This window comes from Halomonas binhaiensis, assembly GCF_008329985.2.
Classification (GTDB): domain Bacteria; phylum Pseudomonadota; class Gammaproteobacteria; order Pseudomonadales; family Halomonadaceae; genus Halomonas; species Halomonas binhaiensis.
Genome location: NZ_CP038437.2, coordinates 2,060,786 through 2,082,216 on the forward strand (window position 1 = coordinate 2,060,786; position 21,431 = coordinate 2,082,216).

Consider the following 21,431-nt stretch of genomic DNA (forward strand, 5'->3'; position numbering starts at 1 on the left):
TAGCGGCAATGGTCAACGGTTCTTGATGGCCTTGGCCTTGTCGGGGGCGACCCACCAGACGCTCAGGTCCAGATTGTACTGCGGGAAAGGCTCTGGCCAGCCAAACTTGTCCCAGATAGCGACGCGAGTGGCAGGAAGGTGGTACATGGGAACCACATAGAACCCCCAGCGCAGCACGCGATCCAGAGCTCGGGCCGCCGTATCCAGACTTTCCCGTGTATCGGCGGCATTGATGGCGTCTACCAGAGCGTCAATGGCAGGGTTCTGCAGTCCGATCAGATTGCGGCTCTGGGGTCTGTCGGCATATTCACTGCCCCAGTATTCACGCTGTTCGTTGCCCGGATTGAGTGATTGGGCGAAACCACCAACGACCATGTCGAAATCGAAGCTGCGCAGCCGGTTGAGATACTGGTTGACGTCGACGATACGAAGATTGCCCTTGATCCCGAGGCGCGCCAGATTGCGCAGCAAGGGTTGAGCGACGCGTTCGAACTGCGCGTTGTAGAGCAGTATCTCGATGTTCAGTGGTCTGCCACTATCGGCATTGACCATGGTGCCGTCCTTGAACGTGTAGCCGGCTTGTTGCAGCAACTCCAGTGCCTTGGCCAGGCGTTCACGCAGCCCCTCGGGTTCGGCAATGGGCAGCGCTTCATCGAATACCTGCGAAGGCAACTTCTCGCGCCAAGGCTCGAGCAGGGCCAGTTCATCCGCTGAAGGCAGGCCGGTTGCCTCCATTTCTGAATTCTCGAAGTAGCTGTCGGTGCTGGTGTAGGCGTCGTAGAACAGATTCTTGTTCAGCCAGGGGAAATCGAAAGCCAGGTTGATGGCCTCGCGTACTCGGACGTCCTGAAACTTGTTGCGGCGCAGGTTCATCACGTAGGCCTGCATACCTGCCGGCTGGCCGTCTGGAATCATCAGCTTCTTGACCAGACCCTGCTCCATGGCTGGAAAGTCGTAGGCGGTGGCCCAGTTGGAAGCACTGGATTCTATCCGGATGTCGATATTGCCGGCCTTGAAGGCCTCCAGGGCGACCGTTTGGTCACGGTAATAATCGTAGATCTGTCGATCGATGTTGTGACGCCCACGATTGAGGGGAAGGTCCTTGCCCCAATAGTCTTCGACGCGCTGATAGACGATGCGCTTGCCAGGATCGACCTGAGCAATCCGATAAGGGCCAGAGCCAAGCAAGGCGTCGCGGGTGACTGCTTCGAAGTTGCGACCTTCCCAGAAATGCTTGGGCAATATCTGCATCTGGCCCAGGATCAACGGCAGTTCACGGGATTTGGTATCTCCCAGATCGAAGTGCACGGTGTCTTCGTCAACGGCGATGGCCTTGGTAACATCGTGATAGTAGGCTCGATAGAAGGGAGCGCCTTTGCTGACCAGCGTCTCGAAAGAGAACACGACATCTTCTGCAGTGACTGGCTCGCCGTCATGGAAGCGGGCCTCCGGACGCAGGTCGAACTCCACCCAACGGCGCTGGGGATCGAGGCGGATGCCCTCGGCCAGCAGGCCATACATGGTGAACGGTTCGTCGGCACTTGATTCGAGCAACGTATCGTAGATCTGCATCGACCCGGCTGCGGGGGTGCCTCTTACGATAAAAGGGTTGGTCGAATCGAAGCTGCCCTGGGCAGCACTGATCATGCTGCCACCCTTGGGAGCTTCCGGATTGACGTAGGGAAGGTGATCGAAATCGGCAGGAAGCGCCGGATCACCGTAGAGCGCAAGGGCGTGAACCGTTGGAACTTCCTCCGGTTCAGCCGCCTGGAGCAGGGCGGGCCATGAGCTTATCAGGCCCAGCATACCGATACCTGCACTCAGGCAAACACCAGTCACCGTGAATCGCATGCAGCCACATCCTTTTAAGCAGGTGATTCGTCGACGTTCAGGAAGACAGTCGCTAGATGATCTTCGCTGAACGTCTGCTGTCAACTACCGGAAAGTGTCAGTTGCTGTCCTGGTTGTAAAGCCTCTGGATTGGAGATGCCGTTCCAGCGAGCGAGATCGGTCATCGACAGGTCATGCTTCAGAGCAATCTTGGACAGAGTCTCGCCATGTTCTACGACGTGCATGCCTGTTTGGCTGGTGTTGGCGGCAATGTTGATGGCCTCACGGCCAGAGGAGAGTGACGCGAGCCCTTCTCGAAGCGTAGCAGCCTTGTCAGCTGGCACCAGAAGTTGCTGGCTATGACTCGGGTCAATGGTAGACGACTTGAGCCCTGGGTTGAGTTCCGCCAGCTCGATAGTGGAGACGCCGGCCATGGTAGCGGCTTGTGCCAGGCTGATGGGGTTGGTCAGAGCCACCTTGGCGAAGGCGGCATTGCCATCGATCTCTGGCAAGGCGATACCATAATGCTCTGGGTCATTGATGATTTGGGAGATCGCCAGCAGCTTGGGAACATACGCCATGGTTTCCTTGGGTAAGCGTAGATCCCAGTAGCCACCTTCCAAGCCACGAGACTGGGCGGAGCGACGTGAACGATTGACGTTGCCGGCACCGGCGTTATAGGCCGCCAGGGACAGCATCAGGTCGCCGTCGTACCATTCGTCAGCCTGCATCTCGATGTAGTCAAGTGCAGCTTTCGTGGACTTGACGACATCCACTCGCCCATCCCAGGCGGAATTGCGCTGCAGGCCAAGTGCATCACCTGTTCTTGGCATGATCTGCCACAGGCCGGCAGCACCGAAGTGGCTGCGTGCCTTGGGGTCGAAGGAGCTTTCTACAAAGGGAATCAGAGCGATTTCACCAGGCAGGCCACGTGCCTCGACCTGTTGTGTGATCCAGGCAATCCAGGGTCGGGCACGTTCTGTAATTTCAACAATGTTTTCAGGCTTGGAACGGTAATATTCGATCCATTCCTGTACCCGCGCATTCATGGCTTCATTCTGCCATTGAAAATCGTCACGCAGCTTGGTCCAGGCATCCTGCGACTCAAGCTGCAGTTCATCCCAGAAACGGCGGGTGAGCTGCGATGATGCACTGTCGGCGATTGATGCAGGTGGTGTGAGATTGGTCAATCCAAGCTGTCCGCTCGTGGTCTGAGTGGATGCATAGCTGTTGGCCAGGGCGACCAGCGTCAAGGACCCCATCAGGGCCAGGCTGCTGGCGGCACCAAACAGTCGTCGTCGTGCAGTGTAAAACGTCATGCGTAAGGGGTCTCCTGGCCGCTGCCATGGGCAAATCGACCTTGACTGAGTAATGGATATTGGGGACGCAGGCGCATTCGTGGGAAGGTCTTCAAAAACTGTCCTTCCAGGCGCGTAACGTGGCAAAAGTGGCGTCCTTGCTATCAGTTGACCCATGGGCCGAGGCAGCTTTCCTGACACCCGCATCATCACAACGTAAAAAAGGGTTGATGCGCCGCTCGCGTTCCAATGTCGAGGGCAAGGTTGGGCGGTCAAGTTCGCGCGCGCGCTCACATTCCTGGAGAGCCTTGGCCACGTCCTTATTGTCTGGGTCAGCGGCTTGTGCGAAGGCGAGATTGGCAAGCGTGTATTCGTGTGCGGCGAATACCAGGGTATCGGCAGGCATCTCGTTGAGCCGTTCCAGAGAAGCATTCATCTGCTCTGGCGTTCCTTCAAACAGCCGACCGCAGCCAGCACTGAACATGGTGTCACCGCAGAACAGCAAGGCGGGGATTCCAGAGGTGAAGAAGGCCAGATGATCCAGGGTATGTCCTGGTACGGCAATAACTTCAAAACGGCGGCCCATGACACGAAACTCATCGCCATCGGCGACACGTTCCTGAATGCCTGCAATACTGGGATTGTCGGGGCCAATGACACGTGGTGAATAGCGTTTTATCAGTTCGGCCAACCCACCGGTATGGTCGTGATGGTGGTGGGTGATAAGCACACAACCCAGGGTAAGTCCCTCGCGTTCGAGCACCTCGATGACCGGTGCCGCATCACCAGGATCCACTACGCATACCTCTTGGCTCGAGTCCTGGCGCAGCAGCCAGATATAGTTGTCGCTAAAGGCAGGGATCGGTGTCACGCTTAACATGGATTGATGCATTCCTTGATGCGAGCGGCTCAGATTGAGGGGTCCCGTCGGAGTCGGAGACTCTGGCTCTCGCTGGTTATTCGATCACGGATTGTTCAATAAAACGGTTCGCTGAGTTTACGTAATATGCTATGCAAAATCCGACACTGTGGGGGGTAGATGGCTATCATGTCAAATGCGCCAACACCGATTGACCTGGCGGAACTGATCTCAATGGGTCGCCAGTTCTGGGCCTCCGAGGGTGGTCGGGCGATCCGTCGGGCTGAACGAGCGTGTCTCGGTCCCATGACGGAGCGTTGGGCTGGCGTACATGGTCTGGAGATGTCCCTGGGCGCGCCCATCGTAGATATGTCTACCATTCCCCACTTGATTCGATGGTCTCCGACCCGCGAGTGTGCGGAAAGTTCCTCCACGTTGGTGTGCCACCCTGATGCCTTGCCCCTGCCCAACGGTTGTCTTGACCTGGTGGTGCTGCATCATGTGCTTGAGGTGATGCCTGAGCCTCACCATGTGTTACAGGAGGCGGCCCGGGTGACGGCACCGGGGGGGCGTTTGATCATTGTGTCGTGGTCGCCGCTTTCGCCAGCAGGCATGGCGCGTTGCTTGCCTGGGCACAAGCAACGCTTGCCGGGGCAGGGGAGCTGGCGGCGGCCAGGCAGGTTGCGTGACTGGTTGGCATTTGTGGAGTTCGAGATCGAACGGTTAGACTATTGCGGCTTTCATTTGCCCGGTATGACGCCGCGTAATGCGGTACTGGAAACCTTGGGGCGGCGCCACAATCTGCCCATGGGAGATAGCTACATCATCCAGGCCCGCTGTCGTTCCCGGTTGGCACGTCACCAACCCCAGAGACCCCTTTTCGGTGCGGTTGTCGGGGCGACACGGCTGGGGCTGGATTCCCGCTCTCGGGATGTCGCCGCCCGCACGAGTCAGGACAATGCTATATCTGTTGCACAAGGGGCGGCCAATGAGGATGTTGGCTGACGTTGCTGCAAGTAGCGATCCGTGACCAGGTGGCCAGCGAACAACCGGGCAATCCACTCTGAAATTCGGACTTCAAGGCGGCCCTTTTGACACAGGCTTCATCTTCACTTCCTAGCGTCATCATTTATACCGACGGCGGCTGCCGAGGTAACCCTGGGCCCGGTGGTTGGGGCGCTTTGCTGCGTAGTGGCGAGCATGAAAAGACGCTCAAGGGGAGTGATGCATCGACCACCAACAATCGAATGGAGCTGACTGCAGCGATCATGGCCCTGAAGGAGCTGAAACGCCCCTGCAAGGTGGTGCTGTGGACAGACTCACAGTACCTGCGCAAGGGGATCACAGAGTGGATTCACGGCTGGATCAAGAAAGGCTGGAAGACCGCTTCCAGGCAGCCGGTCAAGAATGCGGATCTGTGGCAGCAGCTGCTTGAACAGACCGAGCGCCATGAGATCGAATGGCACTGGATCAAGGGGCATAGTGGTAACCCAGGGAATGAGACCGCCGATCGTTTGGCCAATGAAGCCATCGATGAATTGCTCGAAGGCGCCTGACATCTCTCTGTGTCTACGGAAAGAACTGGATAAATCAGTGGTTCCTTGAGGAACCTAACGTTAGGAAAGAGTCCGAGATGCGTCAGATTGTACTGGATACCGAAACGACAGGTATCGAGACCCGTGATGGACACCGCCTGATCGAGATCGGGGCTGTGGAGGTGATTAACCGCCGCTTCACCGGAAACACTTATCACCAGTACATCAATCCAGAGCGGGAAATTGATGCTGAAGCGATAGAAGTCCACGGCATCACCAATGAGCGTGTTGCCAACGAGCCCGTATTTGCCGAGGTCGCCCAGGAGTTCTGGGATTTCATTCGTGGTGCGGAGCTGGTGATTCATAACGCTCCCTTCGATGTTGGCTTCATTGACCATGAGTTCAACCTGCTCAAGGCTGTGCAGCCCGAGCTTGATCTTGGCCCTGTACGTGAGCATTGCCGTGTCCTCGATACGCTGGTGATGGCACGTCAGATGCATCCTGGTCAACGCAACAGCCTGGATGCGCTATGCAAGCGCTATGACATCGATAATGGGCATCGTGTATTGCACGGCGCCTTGCTCGATGCCGAGATCCTTGCTGATGTCTACATGGCCATGACGGGTGGCCAGACAGCCTTGACCCTGGATGCAGGAGATGACGAGCAACAGAAGGCAACGACTCCGGGAGAGTTCTCGGTGCGTCGCTTGTCGTTGCCGACAGGACGGCTGAAAGTGGTACGCCCTGATGATGGAGAACTCGCGGCGCACCAGGCCAAGCTTGAAGGTGTCAGGAAACAGGCTGGGGAATGCCTGTGGGATAGCCTGCCAGAGCACTTCGGCGGGCTTGGAGTCAGTGCTGCCAATCAGGACGTCGAGTAATGCTGCGTCGCGAGCTACCGCTGGGTGAGACAAGAGGACGTATTATTCGCTTTTCCCAGGGGCGCATTGCTCCTGGCGTGAATCGTACTCCTCTCATGGAAGAGAGTTTCTGGGGAACTGAGATTCAGCCACTCTGCTGGTGGCATGATGAACCTGTAGGGCTGCTGATTGAAAATCAGCCTGATGATGACTGGCCAGATGGCCGTGCATGGTTGGCAGAGTTGCCAGAGTCCTGGTTCCCCCTGATTTCCACTGTACTGCAGGTGGCCGAGTGGTCACGCAACCATCGCTTCTGTGGGCGTTGTGGCGCCTCGACCCGAAGGGTGGATAGCGAATTTGCCATGCATTGCGATAGCTGCGGCCATCGTAACTATCCACGCATTTCCCCATGCATCATCACGCTGGTCACTCATGGGGAAGACCTTTTGCTGGCGCGCAGTCCGAGGTTTCCACCCGGCAGGTACTCGACCCTGGCTGGTTTCATCGAGCCAGGAGAGTCTGCTGAACAGGCTTTGCATCGAGAAGTCTACGAAGAAGTTGGCCTGACCATAGGGCGGATGCGTTATGTTCGCAGCCAGGCCTGGCCTTTTCCTCATTCATTGATGCTGGGGTATCTGGTGGAAGCGGCCAGCCGGCGGATCTGTATTGATGGTCATGAGATCGAGGATGCTGCCTGGTTCTCGCCGCGCCGCCTGCCACAATTGCCGCCTCCCTATTCGATCTCTCGAGAGTTGATCGAACTGCATCTGGCAGAGGTGCGTGACGGTCGTTGAATGCTGGAGCCAGGTAAAACGAACCCCGCCCTTCGGGGCGGGGTTCAGGCTTGGGTACCGCTGAAGCCAGGTCGGCGGAAGCTCAGGGAAACAGCTGGTTCAGTTTGGTCGCCAGCATGATATTGCCGGTGGCCTTGATCTTGCCGGTCATGAACGCTGTCATACCATTGACATCGCCGCTCATGAGACCTTTCAAGGTCTCGGTGCTCATCGACAGGCTGACGGAAGGATCGTCATGTTCACCCTGCTGGATGTCGAGATCGCCATCCTGGATGCTGACGTAATAATCGTCGGTATCGCTGAAATGGAACTGAAACACTTCGTTGAGGCCTTTTGCAGCCTCGGGATCGAAGCGGTCGCGCAGGGTATCGAGAGTTTGTGACATTGTGCCTCCTGAGTCAGCAGTCAAGCCTGGATGTGGTGTGTTTGGGCTCTTGGGAGCCTATTTCAAACAAGTGTTTTAATCAAGCCTGGATATTATTTCTCTGGTATCAGAGTCTCCAGGCAAGTTGAATGGACAGATCGCAGATATCTCAACGCAAGGAGAAGGGATATGGGGCAATGGTTGGCTGATATGGGGACCTTCCTGGTTCAGCTGGTTGCTGTCGGCGCCGTGGTAGCCGTCGTTGCACTATTGATTGGGCGTAGTCGTCGGGGTGATGCCTCCGTGGGGGATCGCTTGCGTATCATGGATCTGGGACGCCTCCTGGAACAACGCAAGCAACGTTTGTCGCTGGCCCTGCATGGGGCAAAAGCCCGGCGTGCGCTGCTCAGGCGCTTCAAGCGCGACACCAAGAAGGCCGACGCCAAGTCCGAAGAAGGCAAGGTGACGCATTGGGTTCTGGACTTTCACGGTAATATCAAGGCTTCAGGTGTCGAGCGTCTGGCCCAGGAAGTTTCGGCGCTGTTGCTGGTGGTGAAAGAAGGGGATGAAGTGGTGTTGAGGCTTGAGTCTCCCGGTGGCCTCGTGCATGCCTATGGCCAGGCGGCTGCCGAGCTTGACCGGTTGCGCCAGGCAGGTGTTCGTCTGACAGTGTGTGTCGACAAGGTGGCTGCCAGCGGTGGTTATCTAATGGCCTGCAACGCTGATCAGATTCGCGTGGCGCCATTTTCTGTCATCGGCTCGATTGGTGTGGTAGCACAAGTGCCTAACCTGCATCGCCTGCTCAAGCGGCACGATGTCGATGTGGAGCTGCATACCGCAGGACGCTTCAAGCGGACCCTGACAGTATTGGGAGAAAACACCGAAGAAGGCCGGGAAAAATTCCAGGAGGACCTGGAGGCAACTCACGAAAAGTTCAAAGGCTATGTGGCTGAGCGCCGCCCCGCCGTTGATATCGAGGCCGTTGCAACGGGTGAGATATGGTATGGCCAGGAGGCGGTCGACAAGGGACTTGCTGATGTGGTCGGTACCAGCGAAGCCTATCTGATGGAAGCGGCAGAGCAGGGGCGCGTGCTATCCGTGCGTCTTGAGCCAAAGCGTGGCCTGGGGGCTCGCTTTGGATTCGGTATTTCCCTTCTGGTCGAGCAGGTATGGGAACGCGTTGAAGAGCGCCTGGAAGCTTCGCGCTGGGAACGTCGCTGAGCCTTGGCAAGCTTGTAAAAGATAATAGAGAGAAATGCGAGAAGGCCGGCGCATGCATGCGATTGCAGCATAAGCCGGCCTTCTCGCATTATGAGTACACCTTTGTTGCTGGGCCCCTGTATGGCAGGGAGTTGTTGCTAAGCGTTGTTGCTGGGTGTTGTTGGGAGTTGACGTTGGGAGTTTTGTTGGCAGTTGCCATCAGGTGTCATTGGCGGCGTTGAGTTTCACAATGGCCGCAATCACCAGGCTTGCACTTTCTCCATTGAGCGAATAGTAGATCGTCTGAGAACAGCGTCTGGTGGCGACCAGGCTTTCACGGCGCAAGATCGCCAAGTGTTGGGAAAGTGCGGATTGGCTCAGATTCAGTTTCTGGTTGAGTTCAGTGACGGACAGCTCTGTGCCTTCCAGCAAGCAGAGAATTCGCAGGCGATTGTCATTGGCGATGGCTTTCAGCAAATTGCTGGCTTTGTCCATAACGGCGTCTCCGCCTTCCAGCAAACGACCTGCCACGCGCTGCGGGCTATTCATCGGCAGTCCCTCCTCCAATGAGACTTGAGGCGATCGTCAGGCGGCATGATTGTCATCCCATTATTCTTGTGCCTGTGTAGTACTGCTCAACACGTATTGTCTGGCACGTTATTGTTTTGTACTTCACGGCATGATCATAGGGCCGTTCATGCTGTGAGCGACGTGATTGACGTGCTACATCAATGCAACGCCAATACAGACATCCTAGATGTGCTTCAGTATTTCCAACATCATAGCCCATCGCTACTGTTAACGCGCCTTAAACGCTTGTTTATAGGCGATCTGGGAAAAAGCCGCCGGCTGTTGCTTGTTTAGTGGTTGATGGACAGGGCGGTGAGGTGGTTCAAGGGAGATGAGGTCGAACCCGACATAATGGAACAGGTTGCCCGGTTCACGTATACTGCGAGCCGTCTCTAGTCCAGTCGTTTATCAGGGTTCCCTCACCCCTGGCCAAAAAGGTGCTCCATGTTTGCCCTCTCTTCGTTGCAACGGCGTCGTCTCCTGACGCTGATGGTCAGTTTCCACATCACTGTCATTGCCGCCAGCAACTACCTGGTTCAGTTGCCTTTTACCATCTTTGGACTGCATACCACCTGGGGAGCTTTCAGCTTTCCGTTCATTTTCCTGGCCACTGACCTGACCGTTCGCTTCTTCGGTAAAGGTCCGGCCAGGGCGATTGTGATTCGGGTGATGTTCCCGGCGCTGTTGGTATCGTATGTGGTTTCCGTCGTTTTCCCCCAGGGCGGCTATGCAGGCATGTCAGCACTGGGTGAGTGGAATCTGTTTGTCGCCCGTATCGCCCTGGCGAGCTTCATGGCATACCTGCTTGGCCAACTGCTGGATGTCCAAGTATTCGACCGCTTGCGTCGGCTGTCCTTGTGGTGGGTGGCACCTGCGCTATCCACGGTATTTGGCAATCTGGCAGATACGCTGGCGTTCTTTGCCATTGCTTTTCATAATGGTCCGGACCCTTTCATGGCACAGCACTGGCCAGAAATTGCCAGTGTTGATTACGCCATCAAGCTGGTAATCAGCCTGCTGTTCTTCCTGCCGCTCTATGGCATTTTGCTACGTTGGTTCAGCCAGCGCCTGATGTCGCTGACAGATGAACGTGAGGGTGAGCACCGCAGGCAGAGCGGTGACGCTCCTGAGTTGCCATGAATAATCGCCCCTTGCCATAGAAGGAGCCAAGATGTCTGTCGCGCTGTATTTCACCGATACCGGAGGAGAAGGTATTCCACTGGTCATCGTGCATGGGCTGCTCGGTAGTGCCGACAACTGGCGCTCCCACATCAAGTATTTTTCCCAGCGCCATCGAGTGATCGCTCTTGATCTACGCAATCATGGTCGCTCTCCTCATGCCGAAGGCATGAGTTATGACGACATGGCGGCAGATGTTGAAGCGGTGCTGGATGCCTGCCAGGTAGAACAGGCCCATCTGCTTGGGCACTCCATGGGTGGCAAGGTCGTGATGAGTGTGGCACGACGTCGACCTGAACGTGTGGCTTCGCTGATGGTGGCGGATATTGCACCGGTGGCGTATGAGCATCATCACGATAGTGTATTTGCTGCATTGCGCCGGGTTGAGGAAGGCCAGCCAGAAGATCGCCGTGTTGCGGATGAGCTTATGGCCGAGTACGTTCACGATAAGCCCACTCGAATGTTTCTGGCGACCAATCTCAAGCGCGATGAGGGTGGTGTATTGCGCCTGCGTGTGGGAATGGACGAGATTGAACGTGGATATCCCGACATCATGCAAGTCCCGGCGGGAGAGGGTGCAGTACACCGGCCTACCGTGGTCATACGCGGAAGCCGTTCCGATTACGTCAGTGAGACGTATATGTCGGCTGTGCGTGAGGTTTTGCCCGAGGCCCGAATTGTGACGCTTGAAGCCGGGCATTGGTTGCATACGGAAAGAGCCGAGGAATTCCAAGGAGTTGTTGAGGAATTTCTCAGTTGATCAATGGCAGGGATAGGCACAAGAGATAGGCACAAGAGTGCGCCCGCAGTTCCACAGGGGCATCGGTTTCACAGGGGCATCGCAATGCCCCTATTTCATATAGGTTCATGTGAATGGCCGTAAGTGACTAAAACGTTCTGTGGTCCATGAATGTATTACATATCACCGGCTGTAATGTAAGGGTCGTGAGGCGAGCTTAACCTGGATCGATGGCAAGCTGGTCCGGGGGGGTCTGGTTGCCAATGATGTTCTGCTCCCAGAGGAAGCGCTCCATGCGCCGATAACGCGCCATGTCGACAGCTCCTGGGCGGAGGCTGAGTCGGCTGCGGATGTGTGGCCAGGCTTCGGCATTGGCGGCAGTATTGATCGAGGGTTCTCTTTCGACCAGCATGTCCCAGGCTTGGTTCGGGTGGTCGAGAATCCAGCGATCGGCTTCTCCCAAGGCATTGACCAGGCGTCGAATGGCATCGTGCTGCACAGCATAGTGGTTGCGATTGGCGACCAGAATCAGGCCATCGTGTATGGGGATGCCGAGGCGTTCGACGGGAATGACCTGTGTGGCGACACCAAGATCGGCCAATTGCCTGGGCAGGCCGAACCGTTGTCCATCTATCACCGCATCGATGCGTTTCTCGCTCATGGCAGGGATGACGCTGAAATGAACGTCGCGTGGTTCCACATGGGACAGGTTCAGCCCCTCCTTCTGCAGGATTGCTCGCATCAAGACGCTATAGCTGGTCTGCCTGGAATAACCGATGCGATGGTCGATCAGTGACAGGGAAGATTTGATCCCCGTGCTCTTGCGGGCAATCAGCGCAGCCATGGGGAGCTCAACCAGAGTGGCTACACGCACCAATGGTTTACCTTCATCGACTAGGCGGTGCAATGTCGGTTGATCGGTAATTGCCAGGGTCACGCGGGATGCCGCCACCAATTTGGGTGGCACGTCGGGATCTGCCGGGGTGCTTAGTCGCACCGTCAGGCCGCGTTGGCGAAACAAGCCAAGACCTTCGGCGACAATCAGAGCAGCATGCTGCGGGCCTGGGAACCAGTCCAGAACAATATCGACAGGAGTCTCGGGTGGCAGAGCAATCGCCCCCGGTGGGGCTTCTGTGGTAGCCGGTGGGGGCTCGATATCCTGTACTTGCAATGATTCAGCACGTTGGGAGAGTTGGGCAGCAGGTGCCTCAGTAGCGGCAGCCCCCTTGTTCAGGTAGCCGAAGAAAACCACTCCGATGATGAATGCCATGAGCAAGGCAGCATATTGCCAAGGTCGCCGAAGGCGAGTCAACGGCATGACAGATCTCCCAGAAGTCACACGTGGTCACTCAGTGATGAAGCACGTTGTTGTGAGTAAATAGTTGTGAGCGAATAGTTATGACTGCATAGCCGTACCTGCGTCGGTGCAATTGTGAACCGTGCAGTCGTGCCGTGTAGTCGTGAGCCGTGTAGTAGTTAATCACGTGGCAAGTAACAATGAGCAGCCACATGACAATAAAATCGTTACGAGGGCGCTAGTTTAGCCAAGGGCGGTGCCTGCCTGCCAGCACCAAGAACCCGCAGCTCGTCATCGCGCAGTGGGAACTGACATGTGATAATACGCACAGTCTTAGCAAGGAGTGCCCATGGATTCGATCAACACCCTTTTTCTTTTCTGCGGCACCTTGATCGCATTGAGCGTATTGGCCAGTCGTCTCTCGGCAATGGCTGGAGTGCCGTTGCTGTTGCTCTTCCTCGGACTTGGCATGCTGGCCGGGGAAGAAGGGCTTCTGGGCATTGCCTTTGATGACTATTCACTGGCCTTCGTGATTGGCCATTTGGCTTTGGCCATGATTCTGCTCGATGGTGGCCTGCGTACTCGTCTGAAAACTTTCCGCGTGGGCTTCCGCCCAGCTCTTGGCCTTGCCACCATTGGCGTTTTTATTACCAGCGGCATTGTCGGTGTGTTGGCCATGTGGGTGTTCGACCTCACCTTGATGCAGGGCTTGCTGGTTGGAGCCATTGTCGGCTCGACGGATGCCGCAGCAGTATTTTCCATGCTCAGCGGTAGTGGCTTGAATCTCAATGAGCGGGTAGGGGCCACGCTGGAAATCGAGTCCGGTACCAACGACCCTATGGCGATCTTCCTTACCCTGGTGCTGATCGAGGCGTTGGTAGGGGATCTCGGTGGCCCCCTGGATATGCTGTGGTTCTTTATCCAGCAGTTTGCCATGGCCGTGGTCATTGGCTTGGGGGCAGGTTGGTTGAGTGCTCGACTGCTGAGTTATCTCGATCTGGCGCCAGGATTGTATTCCTTGCTGGCCCTGGCGCTGGGCTTCTGTGTATTTGGCCTGACGGCGGCACTGGGAGGCAGTGGCTTCCTGGCGATCTACCTGACGGGACTAATGATCGGCAACCGCCAGGGGCGGCATCTTAATTTCATTCTTCCGGTTCATGATGGCCTTGCCTGGCTGAGTCAGATCGGTCTGTTCCTGGTGCTGGGGCTGCTGGTGACTCCCTCGGCGTTGCTGGAAGTGATTCTGCCGGCCTCTATTGTCGCTCTGGCGCTGATCTTCATCGCCCGCCCATTGGCGGTAGTCCTGACGTTGAAGCCTTTCTTTCATTTTCGTTGGCGGGAAGTGGCTTTTATCTCCTGGGTCGGCCTTCGGGGGGCGGTGCCAATCGTGCTGGCCATTTTCCCGGTCATCGGTGGGGTTGAGCATTCTGCGCTGTATTTCAATGTGGCCTTTGCCGTAGTGCTGCTGTCGTTGTTGATCCAGGGAGGGTCTTTGCCTTGGGTGGCCAGGCGGCTCAAAGTGATGGTTCCTGACCGCGTGACGCCGAACCATCGCGGCCCCTTGGGGGTTCTCCCTGAGAATGATTTTGAGATGTTTGTCTACAGAGTCGAGAATTCGGATCTCGAAGATGTTCCTATCCGCCTGTTGCGGTTCCCCTCCGGGGCGTTGATCTCGGCATTGTTCAGAGAACACGTGATGCTTCACCCCAAGGGAAGTACACGCTTGAGCCAGGGAGATGTCATCTGCGTCATTGGGCGTGATGATGATCTACCCGCGTTGAACCGACTTTTCAATGGTGAGGCGAAGCTGAAACAACAGAGGGCCTTTTTTGGTACCTTCACTCTAGATGCGGAAGCACGGATGGGGGATGTTGCGGATGCCTATGGCCTGACCTTGAGCCCGGGAGAGGCTGCCCTCAGCCTGGGAGATTTCATGGCATTGCGCGTTGGTGGGCATCCTGTGGTAGGAGACGATGTCGACTGGCATGGCATCCATTGGGTGGTCAACGAAATGGAAGGCAACCACATCACCAAGGTAGGCTTGCGTCTTTATTGAGATTGTCGGGCGCAAGCCGAAATGTGTAGAAGTAAGCTGAAGTGTCAGGAGCAAGAATCTAGCTTACTGTGAGGTTTGCTGGGCGTCGGTGTCGCGACGATAGAGCTCCCATGTGTCCACCAGCGTTCCATCTGGCAGGCGGCAATCACTGCTCTCTCCGGCTGCTGTCTGTCGGCGCTCTAGGGTGCCGCCTTTTTCCAGGCAGTGCACGGAGGCAGGGTTGGGCATGCCAATGCTTTTCTGGTTGTCCGGTTGTGGTGGGTTCTGCGCGGCGCATCCTGCTAACGTCAGTGAGCATGCCATTGCTGCTATCCATTCCTTCATGAACTTTCCTCTCTACGGTGAGATACGGCTGCCTATCCGGGCAGCCCCGGAGTGACAAGAGTAGCGAACGTTGAGGGCGGCGCAAAGACATTCGCTCACCCAAAAGCCGGACATGCCTGATTGAAATGTAAAGATATCCTGGCCGTATCATCGACTTTGATGCGGTGATCGGGTTGCCATGGAGGATGACATAAGACTGTTGTTTCAAGCCCAATGCTCATTCACCCGCTGCTTCATGTCTAGAGTGCGCCCTCGATTGGGCTGCCAACCGCAAAGGTATTTCTGCTTCCTTCTGTCTTGCCATGCTGGATGCCCATTATGGCGAGACGTTTGCCATTCATTATGAAGAATTGATGTGGGGTATTGCGCGATGACGCATTTACCACCAGCATAGTATTGTCGGTCAGTGGATCTGGACCGATGTCGCAATGCGAAAGCCAGTGAAAGACGCAGGTGTAGATAAGGCATTTGGGATAAGCATCTTTCCCAATCTGCTGACAGGAGAATGTAATGAATAACTATGAAATCCATGATCTGGCTTCGGAAATGGCTGAGTCTCACAGTGCTTACAAGCTGGCACGTGAGGTGTTGAAATTGCGTGAAACAGTAGCGGGGCTGGAAGCTGAACGTGATGCTCTGACGGTGAGGTGTGAGCAGCTACAGGACGCAATAGGAAAAGTCTTCGGCAATTCGAAGTCGAATGCATGAGCAGTATAGTAAAAAAACACTAGGCTTGTTCATTACAAACCTAATGCTTGTACGATGTTTTCTCTAGTAAACTATGCTGCCATGATATCAGAGGAGGAAATAGAGTAGGCTGGTCGGGCATAGTGGAAAAAATAGCGAGAAGTACGCCCTGAATGGAATCGGGGCGTAAGATGAATTCCAAGTCAGATATTCTCCCCATTATATATCTTGTTTGCTTGTTTTTATGAAATATTCGGCCATATAAACCACGCGCTACATGCTGAGAACGACTATTGGCTGGCATCATTTAAAACTCATGACTCCCGTGTTTATTTTCCTTGCATGTGACGAAATAGAAGGCCTCTAATATGATCGTCCATCGATTATTAGAAGTTCTGCCTTCTCATCGTTCATTCTCGCGTATTCTGGTGCCTGATGAGATCAGGAAGTGGAGGAAGTAGTTTGCTCCCGGTCATTGCTTGCGCGATTTGGCATATAGTGCAAAATGACAGAAGGACTAGCTCTACTTGACCTACCCAAGGGGAGTGGTCGCGATATGCGAGTTCTTGCTGGCTTGAGAAGCAGAGCTGTGAGGCAGTGGTGTCGCCAGGCGTTCAGGGGGATGCGCAATGAACAGGCAGAGGGAACTGATATATGATGTTGGAACTCGTTGCGTCAGCAGCACCCTAGGGCGCTATGAAGCCTTCGCTCCAGATCTCCCCGGCTTTCGTGTTGAGATGGATAGTGAATTTGGTGCTTACAGACAGGCCCAGCAAGCGCTAATCGAGCACCTGGCATCATTGAGTGCAGCAGGAAAGTCGATTCCTGTCCCTCAGATGAATGGTCGTTACCTGGGCGACAAGCACTATGCCGGTGTGGTGTGGCACTTTCTGAAAGTGAACCTCGGACCCAGAAAAGCGGGAACGCCGATGGTGGAGCCAGTGTTTCCTGACTTTCTGGAAGATGAATTTACACATCTGGACTGAAGATGTCATTGCGCTGTCCGGATGATGCATCATCGTGTCACTTTGCACTGAAACGATCGTGTCGGTGCTCCAGAGGTCTAGATTCCGTCAAGCGCCCCTACCTATTGTGCGCTCAATGCTTGCTGGCACAACAAGGATGGCCCGTGTAGCATAACCCTACAATTATTGGCGCCCCGATGATGAGCTTGATCGATAGATGAACTTGATCCGTAAAGGGTTTTTGCAATGAGTGCACCTGAGAACCGCTTTTCTGATGTTGAGCGGCAAGGGCTTTATCGTGCCATTCGTGAGCGACGGGATGTGCGCTCCCAATTTCTCCCAGATCCAGTTCCTCCCGATGTGTTTGCGCGCTTGCTGCAGGCCGCGCACCATGCGCCTTCGGTTGGGTTCATGCAGCCTTGGGATTTCATTGTTATCGAGAGCCTGGAAGTGAGGCGTGCCGTCAAGGCGATTTTTCAGCAGGAAAATCGCAAGGCATCCGAGAATTATGCAGGAGATCAGGCGGCACTTTATCGTGGCCTGAAGCTGGAAGGCATTCTGGAAAGTCCGTTGAATCTCTGCATCACCTGTGATCGTAGGCGGGGTGGTGCTCATGTGCTGGGCCGTAACAGTATTGTGGAAACGGATCTGTTCAGCACTTGCCTGGCAGTTCAGAACCTCTGGCTTGCTGCACGTGCTGAAGGCATTGGAATTGGCTGGGTCAGTATCCTGGACCAGGAGCAGTTGGCAAAAGTCCTGCGGTTGCCTGACGAGGTATATCCCGTAGCCTATTTGTGCCTGGGGTATGTGAGCGAATTTCTTCCCCGGCCTGAGCTTGAGGTGAAGGGATGGCGTTCCCGGCTGCCCTTGCAGGAGCTGGTGCATGGCGACCAGTGGGGGCAGACGCTGGAGAATGACCTGCTGGAATCAATGCTGATGAATGAGCATGACGCTCGTTGAGTTGAACTCAATACCAAGTATGCGAAACGTCTAGCCAGGAAGTCCAACGAACTATCTACGTTGATCGGGCAAAAACAAGCGAGGTTCCAGGCTGCGTGGGCTACGTTAATAGGTATCGATGACTTTCGATGATTGCTGACGCTGAGCCAGCAAGCGGAAGGAGGCGATTATGATAAAACTGATGTGCGCCCATGATCACTGTCCTATTTACCTCAACCCGGTTCATATTGTGTGGATGAAGCGGGAAGAGTCAGAGCATTGCACCAAGATCGTCACGCTGGAGGACCCTGAAGGTTACTATGCCGTGCAGGAAGCACCAGAAGATATTCTTGAGCTGATAGGTGATGAAAGTTTTCGCTGACCACTCATGAACGCACCCGAAACCTGTGAGGATTCAGGTTTCGGGTGTACCTGCTAGCAGTATCAGGCGATAGACAGAGAGGCTAAGGCTCTACCTGTCTTAGAAACGATAAGTGAGGCCCGCCCCGATAACCAGAGGATCGATTTCAATCCCGCCGACATCCTTATCGTTGATAGTGATATCCGGGTCTACTTCAGCGTAGTGCCCATACATGCCTACCAGAATATTTTCGGTGATGCTCAGGTCTACGCCTACCTGAGCGGCAAAGCCCCAGGAATCATCAATGTCCGCATCGAAATTGCTGTCAGTGTCGAAGTTGGTGTAATTGACACCGATACCGGCGTACGGCTGGATGCGTGACACATGTCCACCGAGCGGGAAGTAGTTGAGCATCAAGTTGACCGGGGTGCTCTCGATGGTGCCATGGCCGCTCAGTTCCTGCTTTGCAGTCTGGCTGCCGTTCAATTCCACACCGAAGTTGTTGTGGAACAGGTAGCCTGCGCCATATCCGAAAACGATGTCATCGTCGACACTCTGCTTTTCACTGTCGACCTTGAAGGTGCTCGAAGAAGAATCGGTCTTCTCGAAACCTGCGCGGACATAGATGTCACCAGCCTGGTAAGCCAACGCTGACTGGGCACTGAAAGCAGTCGTCGTCAATAGAGTAATGGCACCTAGCATACGTGCAGTTTTCATTGGGTGATCCCTTCCTCGTGAATGGTTTATGGCGATTGTGCTTATATGCTGAATTTATATGAAGTGCTTATGTTCTTACTTATATGCGTACACATATAAAGTGCTTGTAGATAATGCTTACAATTACATTCGGCATGCTGCCTATTGTAAGGGGGTGGCTATTTTCATAAGCCTTTTACGTGGCGATCCTGCATTTCAAACGCACGTATGTATATTCAAACGCTTGTATGCAGGTGTCGTGAAAATGCCTCATAACCTTAACATAGACTCCATGTCCGCACTCATAAGCGCTACATGCAATTCGAAGCAGCTAGTATGATCAAGAAACCCACATCCGGATGTTGGTTAATTGTCATATGTGGTAACACATGTTGTCGAACTGGTTGGTTTGTGTGGTTTGTGTGGTTCATTTGACTATTTACCCAGTGGCCATCCAAGCAGTAATACTGTCAGTGTCGCTATACCCACGATGGCATTCATTGGCAGGCCAACACGCAGGAAGTCGGCAAAACGATAGTTTCCCGGGCCGTAGACCATCAAGTTGGTTTGGTAACCAAGTGGTGTCGCGAAACTGGCCGAGGCAGCCATCATGATGGCAAAGACAAAAGGCTCACTATTCAATCCTGACTGTTCAGTCAGTTGCAGTACGATGGGCAGCATCAGAATGGCAGCAGCGTTATTGGTAATGACTTCCGTCAGCAGTGATACGGTGACATAGGTCAGTACCAGCAAGAGCCAGGGATGCCCTCCGCTGAGGTTGATGATGCTGGATGCCAGGTACTCGGCGACACCGGTTTGCTCGAGTGCATTCCCCAATGCGAAGGAAGCGGCGATGGTCAGGATCACGCTCAGGTCCAGGCTACGCTCAGCCTGGCTGATCGAACAGCAGCGAGTCATGAGCATGAGGCCTGCGCCGACAAGAGCGGCATTGAGCATGCTGATGACCCCGAAGCTGGCCAAGGATATGACGCCTATCAAGATTGCCCAGGCCAGCCAGGCTCGGCCATGACGCGGCGTTTCTGCATCCAGGTCACTGACCAGGAGAAAGTCCTTGTTGTAGCGCTGGCGGCTGATGAAAGCGGGGCGCGCTTCCAGCAGCAGGGTGTCTCCTGCTTCGAGTCTGATGGTACCTAGGTTGCCACGAACTCGTTCGCCATTTCGGGCGACGGCCAGTACAGCAGCGCCATATCGATCCCTGAAGCGGGCATCACGAATGGCATGGCCTACAGCAGCACAATGGGGAGAGACGACAGCTTCGACAAGACAGCGTTCAGGTCGCTGTTTCATCAATGCCTGTGAATGGCCGTTTTCGGCAGATGGCACGATACCGTGGATTCGCAGCAGGTCAGAAATTGATTCGGTGTCCCCGGCGAAGACCAGGCGATCACCTCCGCGCAGTCGCTCTTCCGAGGAAACCGCTGCGAGCACGTTACCATCACGCTCGATTTCCACCAGATAGACACGCTTGAGGTGACGGAGTCCGGCGGCCTCGATGGTCTTTCCCACCAATGGTCCATCGTGTGCGACGGTGACTTCCAGGGTGAACTCACGAAGATTGGCAAACGCCGACTGGCTTTCATGATTGGGCAGCCAGCGAGGGAAAAACAACCAGATAAAGAAAAGGCCAACCGCAGCCACAGGAAGACTGATAGCCGTAATAGCAAAGATTCCAAAGCCATCGTTTCCGGTCAGGCTCTGATACTGAGCATTGACGATCAGGTTGGTGCTAGTGCCGATCAGGGTCAGGGTTCCGCCAAGGATGGCGCAATAGCTTAAAGGGATCATCAACTTCGATGGTGCAATACCGATCTTGCGCGACCAGGTATGGATGGCCGGGATCATGGTCGCGACGACTGGCGTGTTGTTGAGAAAAGCACTGAGCAGAGTGACCGGGCCGAAAATGCGTAGCAATGCCGTACGCTCATTTCTGGGGGTTCCCAGTGTTCGGTTGACGAGCATGTCCGCGGCACCTGAGGCGTGCATGCCAGCTGCGACCACAAACATGGCAGCGACGGTCATCAGGCCGGAATTGCTGAACCCAGCAAGTACAGCACTGCTATCCAGGATGCCGGATAGGCTCAAGATGGTCAGAACCCCCATCATGACCAGATACGGCTTGATCGGGGTGAAAACCAATGTCAGCAATGCGCTTGCCATCAATGCAAGAGACACCCAGCCTTGCCACTCCATGTCCATTTACCTTCTGCTTGGGAAAGGGCAAGAGTACTGGGTGTCCTAATAACCAAAAATATTAAATCCAGATATTCTTATCAGGAAAAAAGATAAGTGGCTGCCGGAATCAGCATCGCCAATGGTTGGCCTTAGGCGAGAGTGTAGGGGGATTATGATGCATGTGCAGTGGATGATATTAAAAGCATGATGCAAGTTACGTCACGTTACGAAAAGAAAGATAATGATTTAAAACAGAACGATATCCGTTTGACGTCTGCAGTGGCGTCGGCAATAGTCAATCATGCGGTCCAGAAATAATTAATACTAACGCAGCATCTGGAGGGGTTATGTCTGAGTCTACTCTACGTGTTTTGAGTAACGATGAAATCGACGTGGTTGCCGGTGGTATCAGCTTTGATGATGCTTATAGCGACTTCATGCAAGGTGGTGCTCTGCTCGGTGGCGGTGCGGCTAGCCTGATTGCTAGCGCCTACACGGGTATTGCTCTGACACCTGCTCTCATCATCGGGTCTCTGACTGGTCTGCTGGGGAGTCTAGGCGGGCTGACAGGAGGTCTTACAGGTGGCGTGACAGGAGGGCTGCCGCTCCTGTCATAAGCCTTCTGGAGCGTCACTCAAGCACCTGGAATATCATGTAGTTGAAGGCAATGCCCTGGAGGCATTGC

22 protein-coding genes are annotated in these 21,431 nt (G+C 54.9%); 13 read left to right on the top strand and 9 right to left on the bottom strand.

What is annotated here, in order from left to right:
- Positions 1 to 12 precede the first annotated feature (12 nt).
- The 3 genes from E4T21_RS08995 to gloB form a co-directional block, all read right to left on the bottom strand.
- On the bottom strand, positions 13 to 1,806 hold the full coding sequence (locus E4T21_RS08995; protein WP_420827740.1) for an extracellular solute-binding protein: 1,794 nt from the start codon (positions 1,804 to 1,806) through the stop codon (positions 13 to 15).
- A 125-nt stretch (positions 1,807 to 1,931) separates the two neighbouring features.
- Positions 1,932 to 3,149, bottom strand: coding sequence for a transglycosylase SLT domain-containing protein (locus E4T21_RS09000; RefSeq protein ID WP_149284671.1), 1,218 nt, complete (start codon positions 3,147 to 3,149; stop codon positions 1,932 to 1,934).
- A gap of 91 nt (positions 3,150 to 3,240) precedes the next feature.
- Positions 3,241 to 4,008: a hydroxyacylglutathione hydrolase gene (gene gloB / locus E4T21_RS09005; protein WP_149284672.1), complete on the bottom strand. Its 768-nt coding sequence runs from the start codon at positions 4,006 to 4,008 to the stop codon at positions 3,241 to 3,243.
- A 159-nt stretch (positions 4,009 to 4,167) separates the two neighbouring features.
- On the opposite strand from gloB, the gene E4T21_RS09010 reads away from it, so the two are divergent.
- The 4 genes from E4T21_RS09010 to nudC all read left to right on the top strand — a co-directional run bounded on the left by E4T21_RS09010 (position 4,168) and on the right by nudC (position 7,176).
- Positions 4,168 to 4,992, top strand: coding sequence for a class I SAM-dependent methyltransferase (locus tag E4T21_RS09010; RefSeq protein ID WP_240349342.1), 825 nt, complete (start codon positions 4,168 to 4,170; stop codon positions 4,990 to 4,992).
- Positions 4,993 to 5,078: 86 nt separating this feature from the next.
- A complete protein-coding gene (gene rnhA, locus E4T21_RS09015; protein ID WP_149284673.1) occupies positions 5,079 to 5,543 on the top strand; it encodes a ribonuclease HI in 465 nt (154 codons plus the stop codon).
- 77 nt (positions 5,544 to 5,620) lie between these two features.
- Entirely contained in the window at positions 5,621 to 6,403 is a 783-nt protein-coding gene (gene dnaQ / locus E4T21_RS09020; RefSeq protein ID WP_149284674.1) for a DNA polymerase III subunit epsilon, read from the top strand.
- Positions 6,403 to 7,176 carry an NAD(+) diphosphatase gene (gene nudC / locus E4T21_RS09025; RefSeq protein WP_149284675.1) on the top strand — a complete coding sequence of 258 codons (774 nt, stop codon included), beginning with the start codon at positions 6,403 to 6,405 and terminating at the stop codon, positions 7,174 to 7,176. The genes dnaQ and nudC overlap by 1 nt, the downstream gene beginning before the upstream one ends.
- An 82-nt stretch (positions 7,177 to 7,258) precedes the next feature.
- Here the strand turns inward: nudC and E4T21_RS09030 are convergent, their stop codons facing one another.
- Entirely contained in the window at positions 7,259 to 7,561 is a 303-nt protein-coding gene (locus tag E4T21_RS09030) for an SCP2 sterol-binding domain-containing protein (protein WP_149284676.1), read from the bottom strand.
- Between the two features lie 168 nt (positions 7,562 to 7,729).
- On the opposite strand from E4T21_RS09030, the gene sohB reads away from it, so the two are divergent.
- Complete coding sequence (gene sohB, locus E4T21_RS09035; protein WP_149284677.1) at positions 7,730 to 8,761, top strand: protease SohB; 1,032 nt, start codon at positions 7,730 to 7,732, stop codon at positions 8,759 to 8,761.
- Between the two features lie 198 nt (positions 8,762 to 8,959).
- Here sohB and E4T21_RS09040 read toward each other — a convergent pair whose 3' ends face one another.
- Positions 8,960 to 9,289, bottom strand: a complete 330-nt coding sequence (locus E4T21_RS09040) for an ArsR/SmtB family transcription factor (RefSeq protein ID WP_149284678.1) — start codon at positions 9,287 to 9,289, stop codon at positions 8,960 to 8,962.
- Positions 9,290 to 9,754: 465 nt separating this feature from the next.
- Between E4T21_RS09040 and E4T21_RS09045 the strand changes: the two genes are divergently transcribed.
- Positions 9,755 to 10,450, top strand: coding sequence for a 7-cyano-7-deazaguanine/7-aminomethyl-7-deazaguanine transporter (locus E4T21_RS09045; protein WP_149284679.1), 696 nt, complete (start codon positions 9,755 to 9,757; stop codon positions 10,448 to 10,450).
- Between the two features lie 31 nt (positions 10,451 to 10,481).
- A complete protein-coding gene (locus E4T21_RS09050; RefSeq protein ID WP_149284680.1) occupies positions 10,482 to 11,249 on the top strand; it encodes an alpha/beta fold hydrolase in 768 nt (255 codons plus the stop codon).
- A 196-nt stretch (positions 11,250 to 11,445) separates the two neighbouring features.
- Here the strand turns inward: E4T21_RS09050 and E4T21_RS09055 are convergent, their stop codons facing one another.
- Positions 11,446 to 12,546 carry an ABC transporter substrate-binding protein gene (locus tag E4T21_RS09055; protein ID WP_149284681.1) on the bottom strand — a complete coding sequence of 367 codons (1,101 nt, stop codon included), beginning with the start codon at positions 12,544 to 12,546 and terminating at the stop codon, positions 11,446 to 11,448.
- Positions 12,547 to 12,874: 328 nt separating this feature from the next.
- Between E4T21_RS09055 and E4T21_RS09060 the strand changes: the two genes are divergently transcribed.
- Positions 12,875 to 14,581, top strand: a complete 1,707-nt coding sequence (locus E4T21_RS09060; RefSeq protein WP_149284682.1) for a potassium/proton antiporter — start codon at positions 12,875 to 12,877, stop codon at positions 14,579 to 14,581.
- A 63-nt stretch (positions 14,582 to 14,644) separates the two neighbouring features.
- On the opposite strand, the gene E4T21_RS09065 is transcribed toward E4T21_RS09060, so the two are convergent.
- Positions 14,645 to 14,905 carry a putative hemolysin gene (locus E4T21_RS09065; RefSeq protein WP_149284683.1) on the bottom strand — a complete coding sequence of 87 codons (261 nt, stop codon included), beginning with the start codon at positions 14,903 to 14,905 and terminating at the stop codon, positions 14,645 to 14,647.
- Positions 14,906 to 15,415: 510 nt separating this feature from the next.
- Here E4T21_RS09065 and E4T21_RS09070 point away from each other — a divergent pair.
- The 4 genes from E4T21_RS09070 (at position 15,416) to E4T21_RS09085 (ending at position 17,878) form a co-directional block, all read left to right on the top strand.
- Positions 15,416 to 15,613: a hypothetical protein gene (locus E4T21_RS09070; protein WP_149284684.1), complete on the top strand. Its 198-nt coding sequence runs from the start codon at positions 15,416 to 15,418 to the stop codon at positions 15,611 to 15,613.
- Positions 15,614 to 16,221: 608 nt separating this feature from the next.
- A complete protein-coding gene (locus E4T21_RS09075; RefSeq protein ID WP_149284685.1) occupies positions 16,222 to 16,578 on the top strand; it encodes a type II toxin-antitoxin system HicB family antitoxin in 357 nt (118 codons plus the stop codon).
- A 225-nt stretch (positions 16,579 to 16,803) separates the two neighbouring features.
- On the top strand, positions 16,804 to 17,517 hold the full coding sequence (gene bluB, locus E4T21_RS09080; RefSeq protein WP_149284686.1) for a 5,6-dimethylbenzimidazole synthase: 714 nt from the start codon (positions 16,804 to 16,806) through the stop codon (positions 17,515 to 17,517).
- A gap of 169 nt (positions 17,518 to 17,686) precedes the next feature.
- Positions 17,687 to 17,878: a hypothetical protein gene (locus E4T21_RS09085; RefSeq protein ID WP_149284687.1), complete on the top strand. Its 192-nt coding sequence runs from the start codon at positions 17,687 to 17,689 to the stop codon at positions 17,876 to 17,878.
- 99 nt (positions 17,879 to 17,977) lie between these two features.
- Here the strand turns inward: E4T21_RS09085 and E4T21_RS09090 are convergent, their stop codons facing one another.
- Both E4T21_RS09090 and E4T21_RS09095 read right to left on the bottom strand, forming a co-directional pair.
- Positions 17,978 to 18,574: an OmpW/AlkL family protein gene (locus E4T21_RS09090; RefSeq protein WP_149284688.1), complete on the bottom strand. Its 597-nt coding sequence runs from the start codon at positions 18,572 to 18,574 to the stop codon at positions 17,978 to 17,980.
- Between the two features lie 414 nt (positions 18,575 to 18,988).
- Entirely contained in the window at positions 18,989 to 20,764 is a 1,776-nt protein-coding gene (locus tag E4T21_RS09095; protein WP_149284689.1) for an SLC13 family permease, read from the bottom strand.
- A gap of 329 nt (positions 20,765 to 21,093) precedes the next feature.
- Here E4T21_RS09095 and E4T21_RS09100 point away from each other — a divergent pair, with 329 nt between their 5' ends.
- Positions 21,094 to 21,363, top strand: a complete 270-nt coding sequence (locus E4T21_RS09100; RefSeq protein ID WP_149284690.1) for a hypothetical protein — start codon at positions 21,094 to 21,096, stop codon at positions 21,361 to 21,363.
- Positions 21,364 to 21,431: the final 68 nt, after the last annotated feature.

Bases quoted from the DNA above. Each gene is read 5' to 3' on its own strand.
- E4T21_RS08995 (WP_420827740.1), bottom strand. From the start codon at position 1,806: ATGCTGGGCCTGATAAGCTCATGGCCCGCCCTGCTCCAGGCGGCTGAA.
- E4T21_RS09000 (WP_149284671.1), bottom strand. From the start codon at position 3,149: ATGACGTTTTACACTGCACGACGACGACTGTTTGGTGCCGCCAGCAGC.
- gloB (WP_149284672.1), bottom strand. From the start codon at position 4,008: ATGTTAAGCGTGACACCGATCCCTGCCTTTAGCGACAACTATATCTGG.
- E4T21_RS09010 (WP_240349342.1), top strand. From the start codon at position 4,168: ATGGCTATCATGTCAAATGCGCCAACACCGATTGACCTGGCGGAACTG.
- dnaQ (WP_149284674.1), top strand. From the start codon at position 5,621: ATGCGTCAGATTGTACTGGATACCGAAACGACAGGTATCGAGACCCGT.
- nudC (WP_149284675.1), top strand. From the start codon at position 6,403: ATGCTGCGTCGCGAGCTACCGCTGGGTGAGACAAGAGGACGTATTATT.
- E4T21_RS09030 (WP_149284676.1), bottom strand. From the start codon at position 7,561: ATGTCACAAACTCTCGATACCCTGCGCGACCGCTTCGATCCCGAGGCT.
- sohB (WP_149284677.1), top strand. From the start codon at position 7,730: ATGGGGCAATGGTTGGCTGATATGGGGACCTTCCTGGTTCAGCTGGTT.
- E4T21_RS09040 (WP_149284678.1), bottom strand. From the start codon at position 9,289: ATGAATAGCCCGCAGCGCGTGGCAGGTCGTTTGCTGGAAGGCGGAGAC.
- E4T21_RS09045 (WP_149284679.1), top strand. From the start codon at position 9,755: ATGTTTGCCCTCTCTTCGTTGCAACGGCGTCGTCTCCTGACGCTGATG.
- E4T21_RS09050 (WP_149284680.1), top strand. From the start codon at position 10,482: ATGTCTGTCGCGCTGTATTTCACCGATACCGGAGGAGAAGGTATTCCA.
- E4T21_RS09055 (WP_149284681.1), bottom strand. From the start codon at position 12,546: ATGCCGTTGACTCGCCTTCGGCGACCTTGGCAATATGCTGCCTTGCTC.
- E4T21_RS09060 (WP_149284682.1), top strand. From the start codon at position 12,875: ATGGATTCGATCAACACCCTTTTTCTTTTCTGCGGCACCTTGATCGCA.
- E4T21_RS09065 (WP_149284683.1), bottom strand. From the start codon at position 14,905: ATGAAGGAATGGATAGCAGCAATGGCATGCTCACTGACGTTAGCAGGA.
- E4T21_RS09070 (WP_149284684.1), top strand. From the start codon at position 15,416: ATGAATAACTATGAAATCCATGATCTGGCTTCGGAAATGGCTGAGTCT.
- E4T21_RS09075 (WP_149284685.1), top strand. From the start codon at position 16,222: ATGAACAGGCAGAGGGAACTGATATATGATGTTGGAACTCGTTGCGTC.
- bluB (WP_149284686.1), top strand. From the start codon at position 16,804: ATGAGTGCACCTGAGAACCGCTTTTCTGATGTTGAGCGGCAAGGGCTT.
- E4T21_RS09085 (WP_149284687.1), top strand. From the start codon at position 17,687: ATGATAAAACTGATGTGCGCCCATGATCACTGTCCTATTTACCTCAAC.
- E4T21_RS09090 (WP_149284688.1), bottom strand. From the start codon at position 18,574: ATGAAAACTGCACGTATGCTAGGTGCCATTACTCTATTGACGACGACT.
- E4T21_RS09095 (WP_149284689.1), bottom strand. From the start codon at position 20,764: ATGGAGTGGCAAGGCTGGGTGTCTCTTGCATTGATGGCAAGCGCATTG.
- E4T21_RS09100 (WP_149284690.1), top strand. From the start codon at position 21,094: ATGTCTGAGTCTACTCTACGTGTTTTGAGTAACGATGAAATCGACGTG.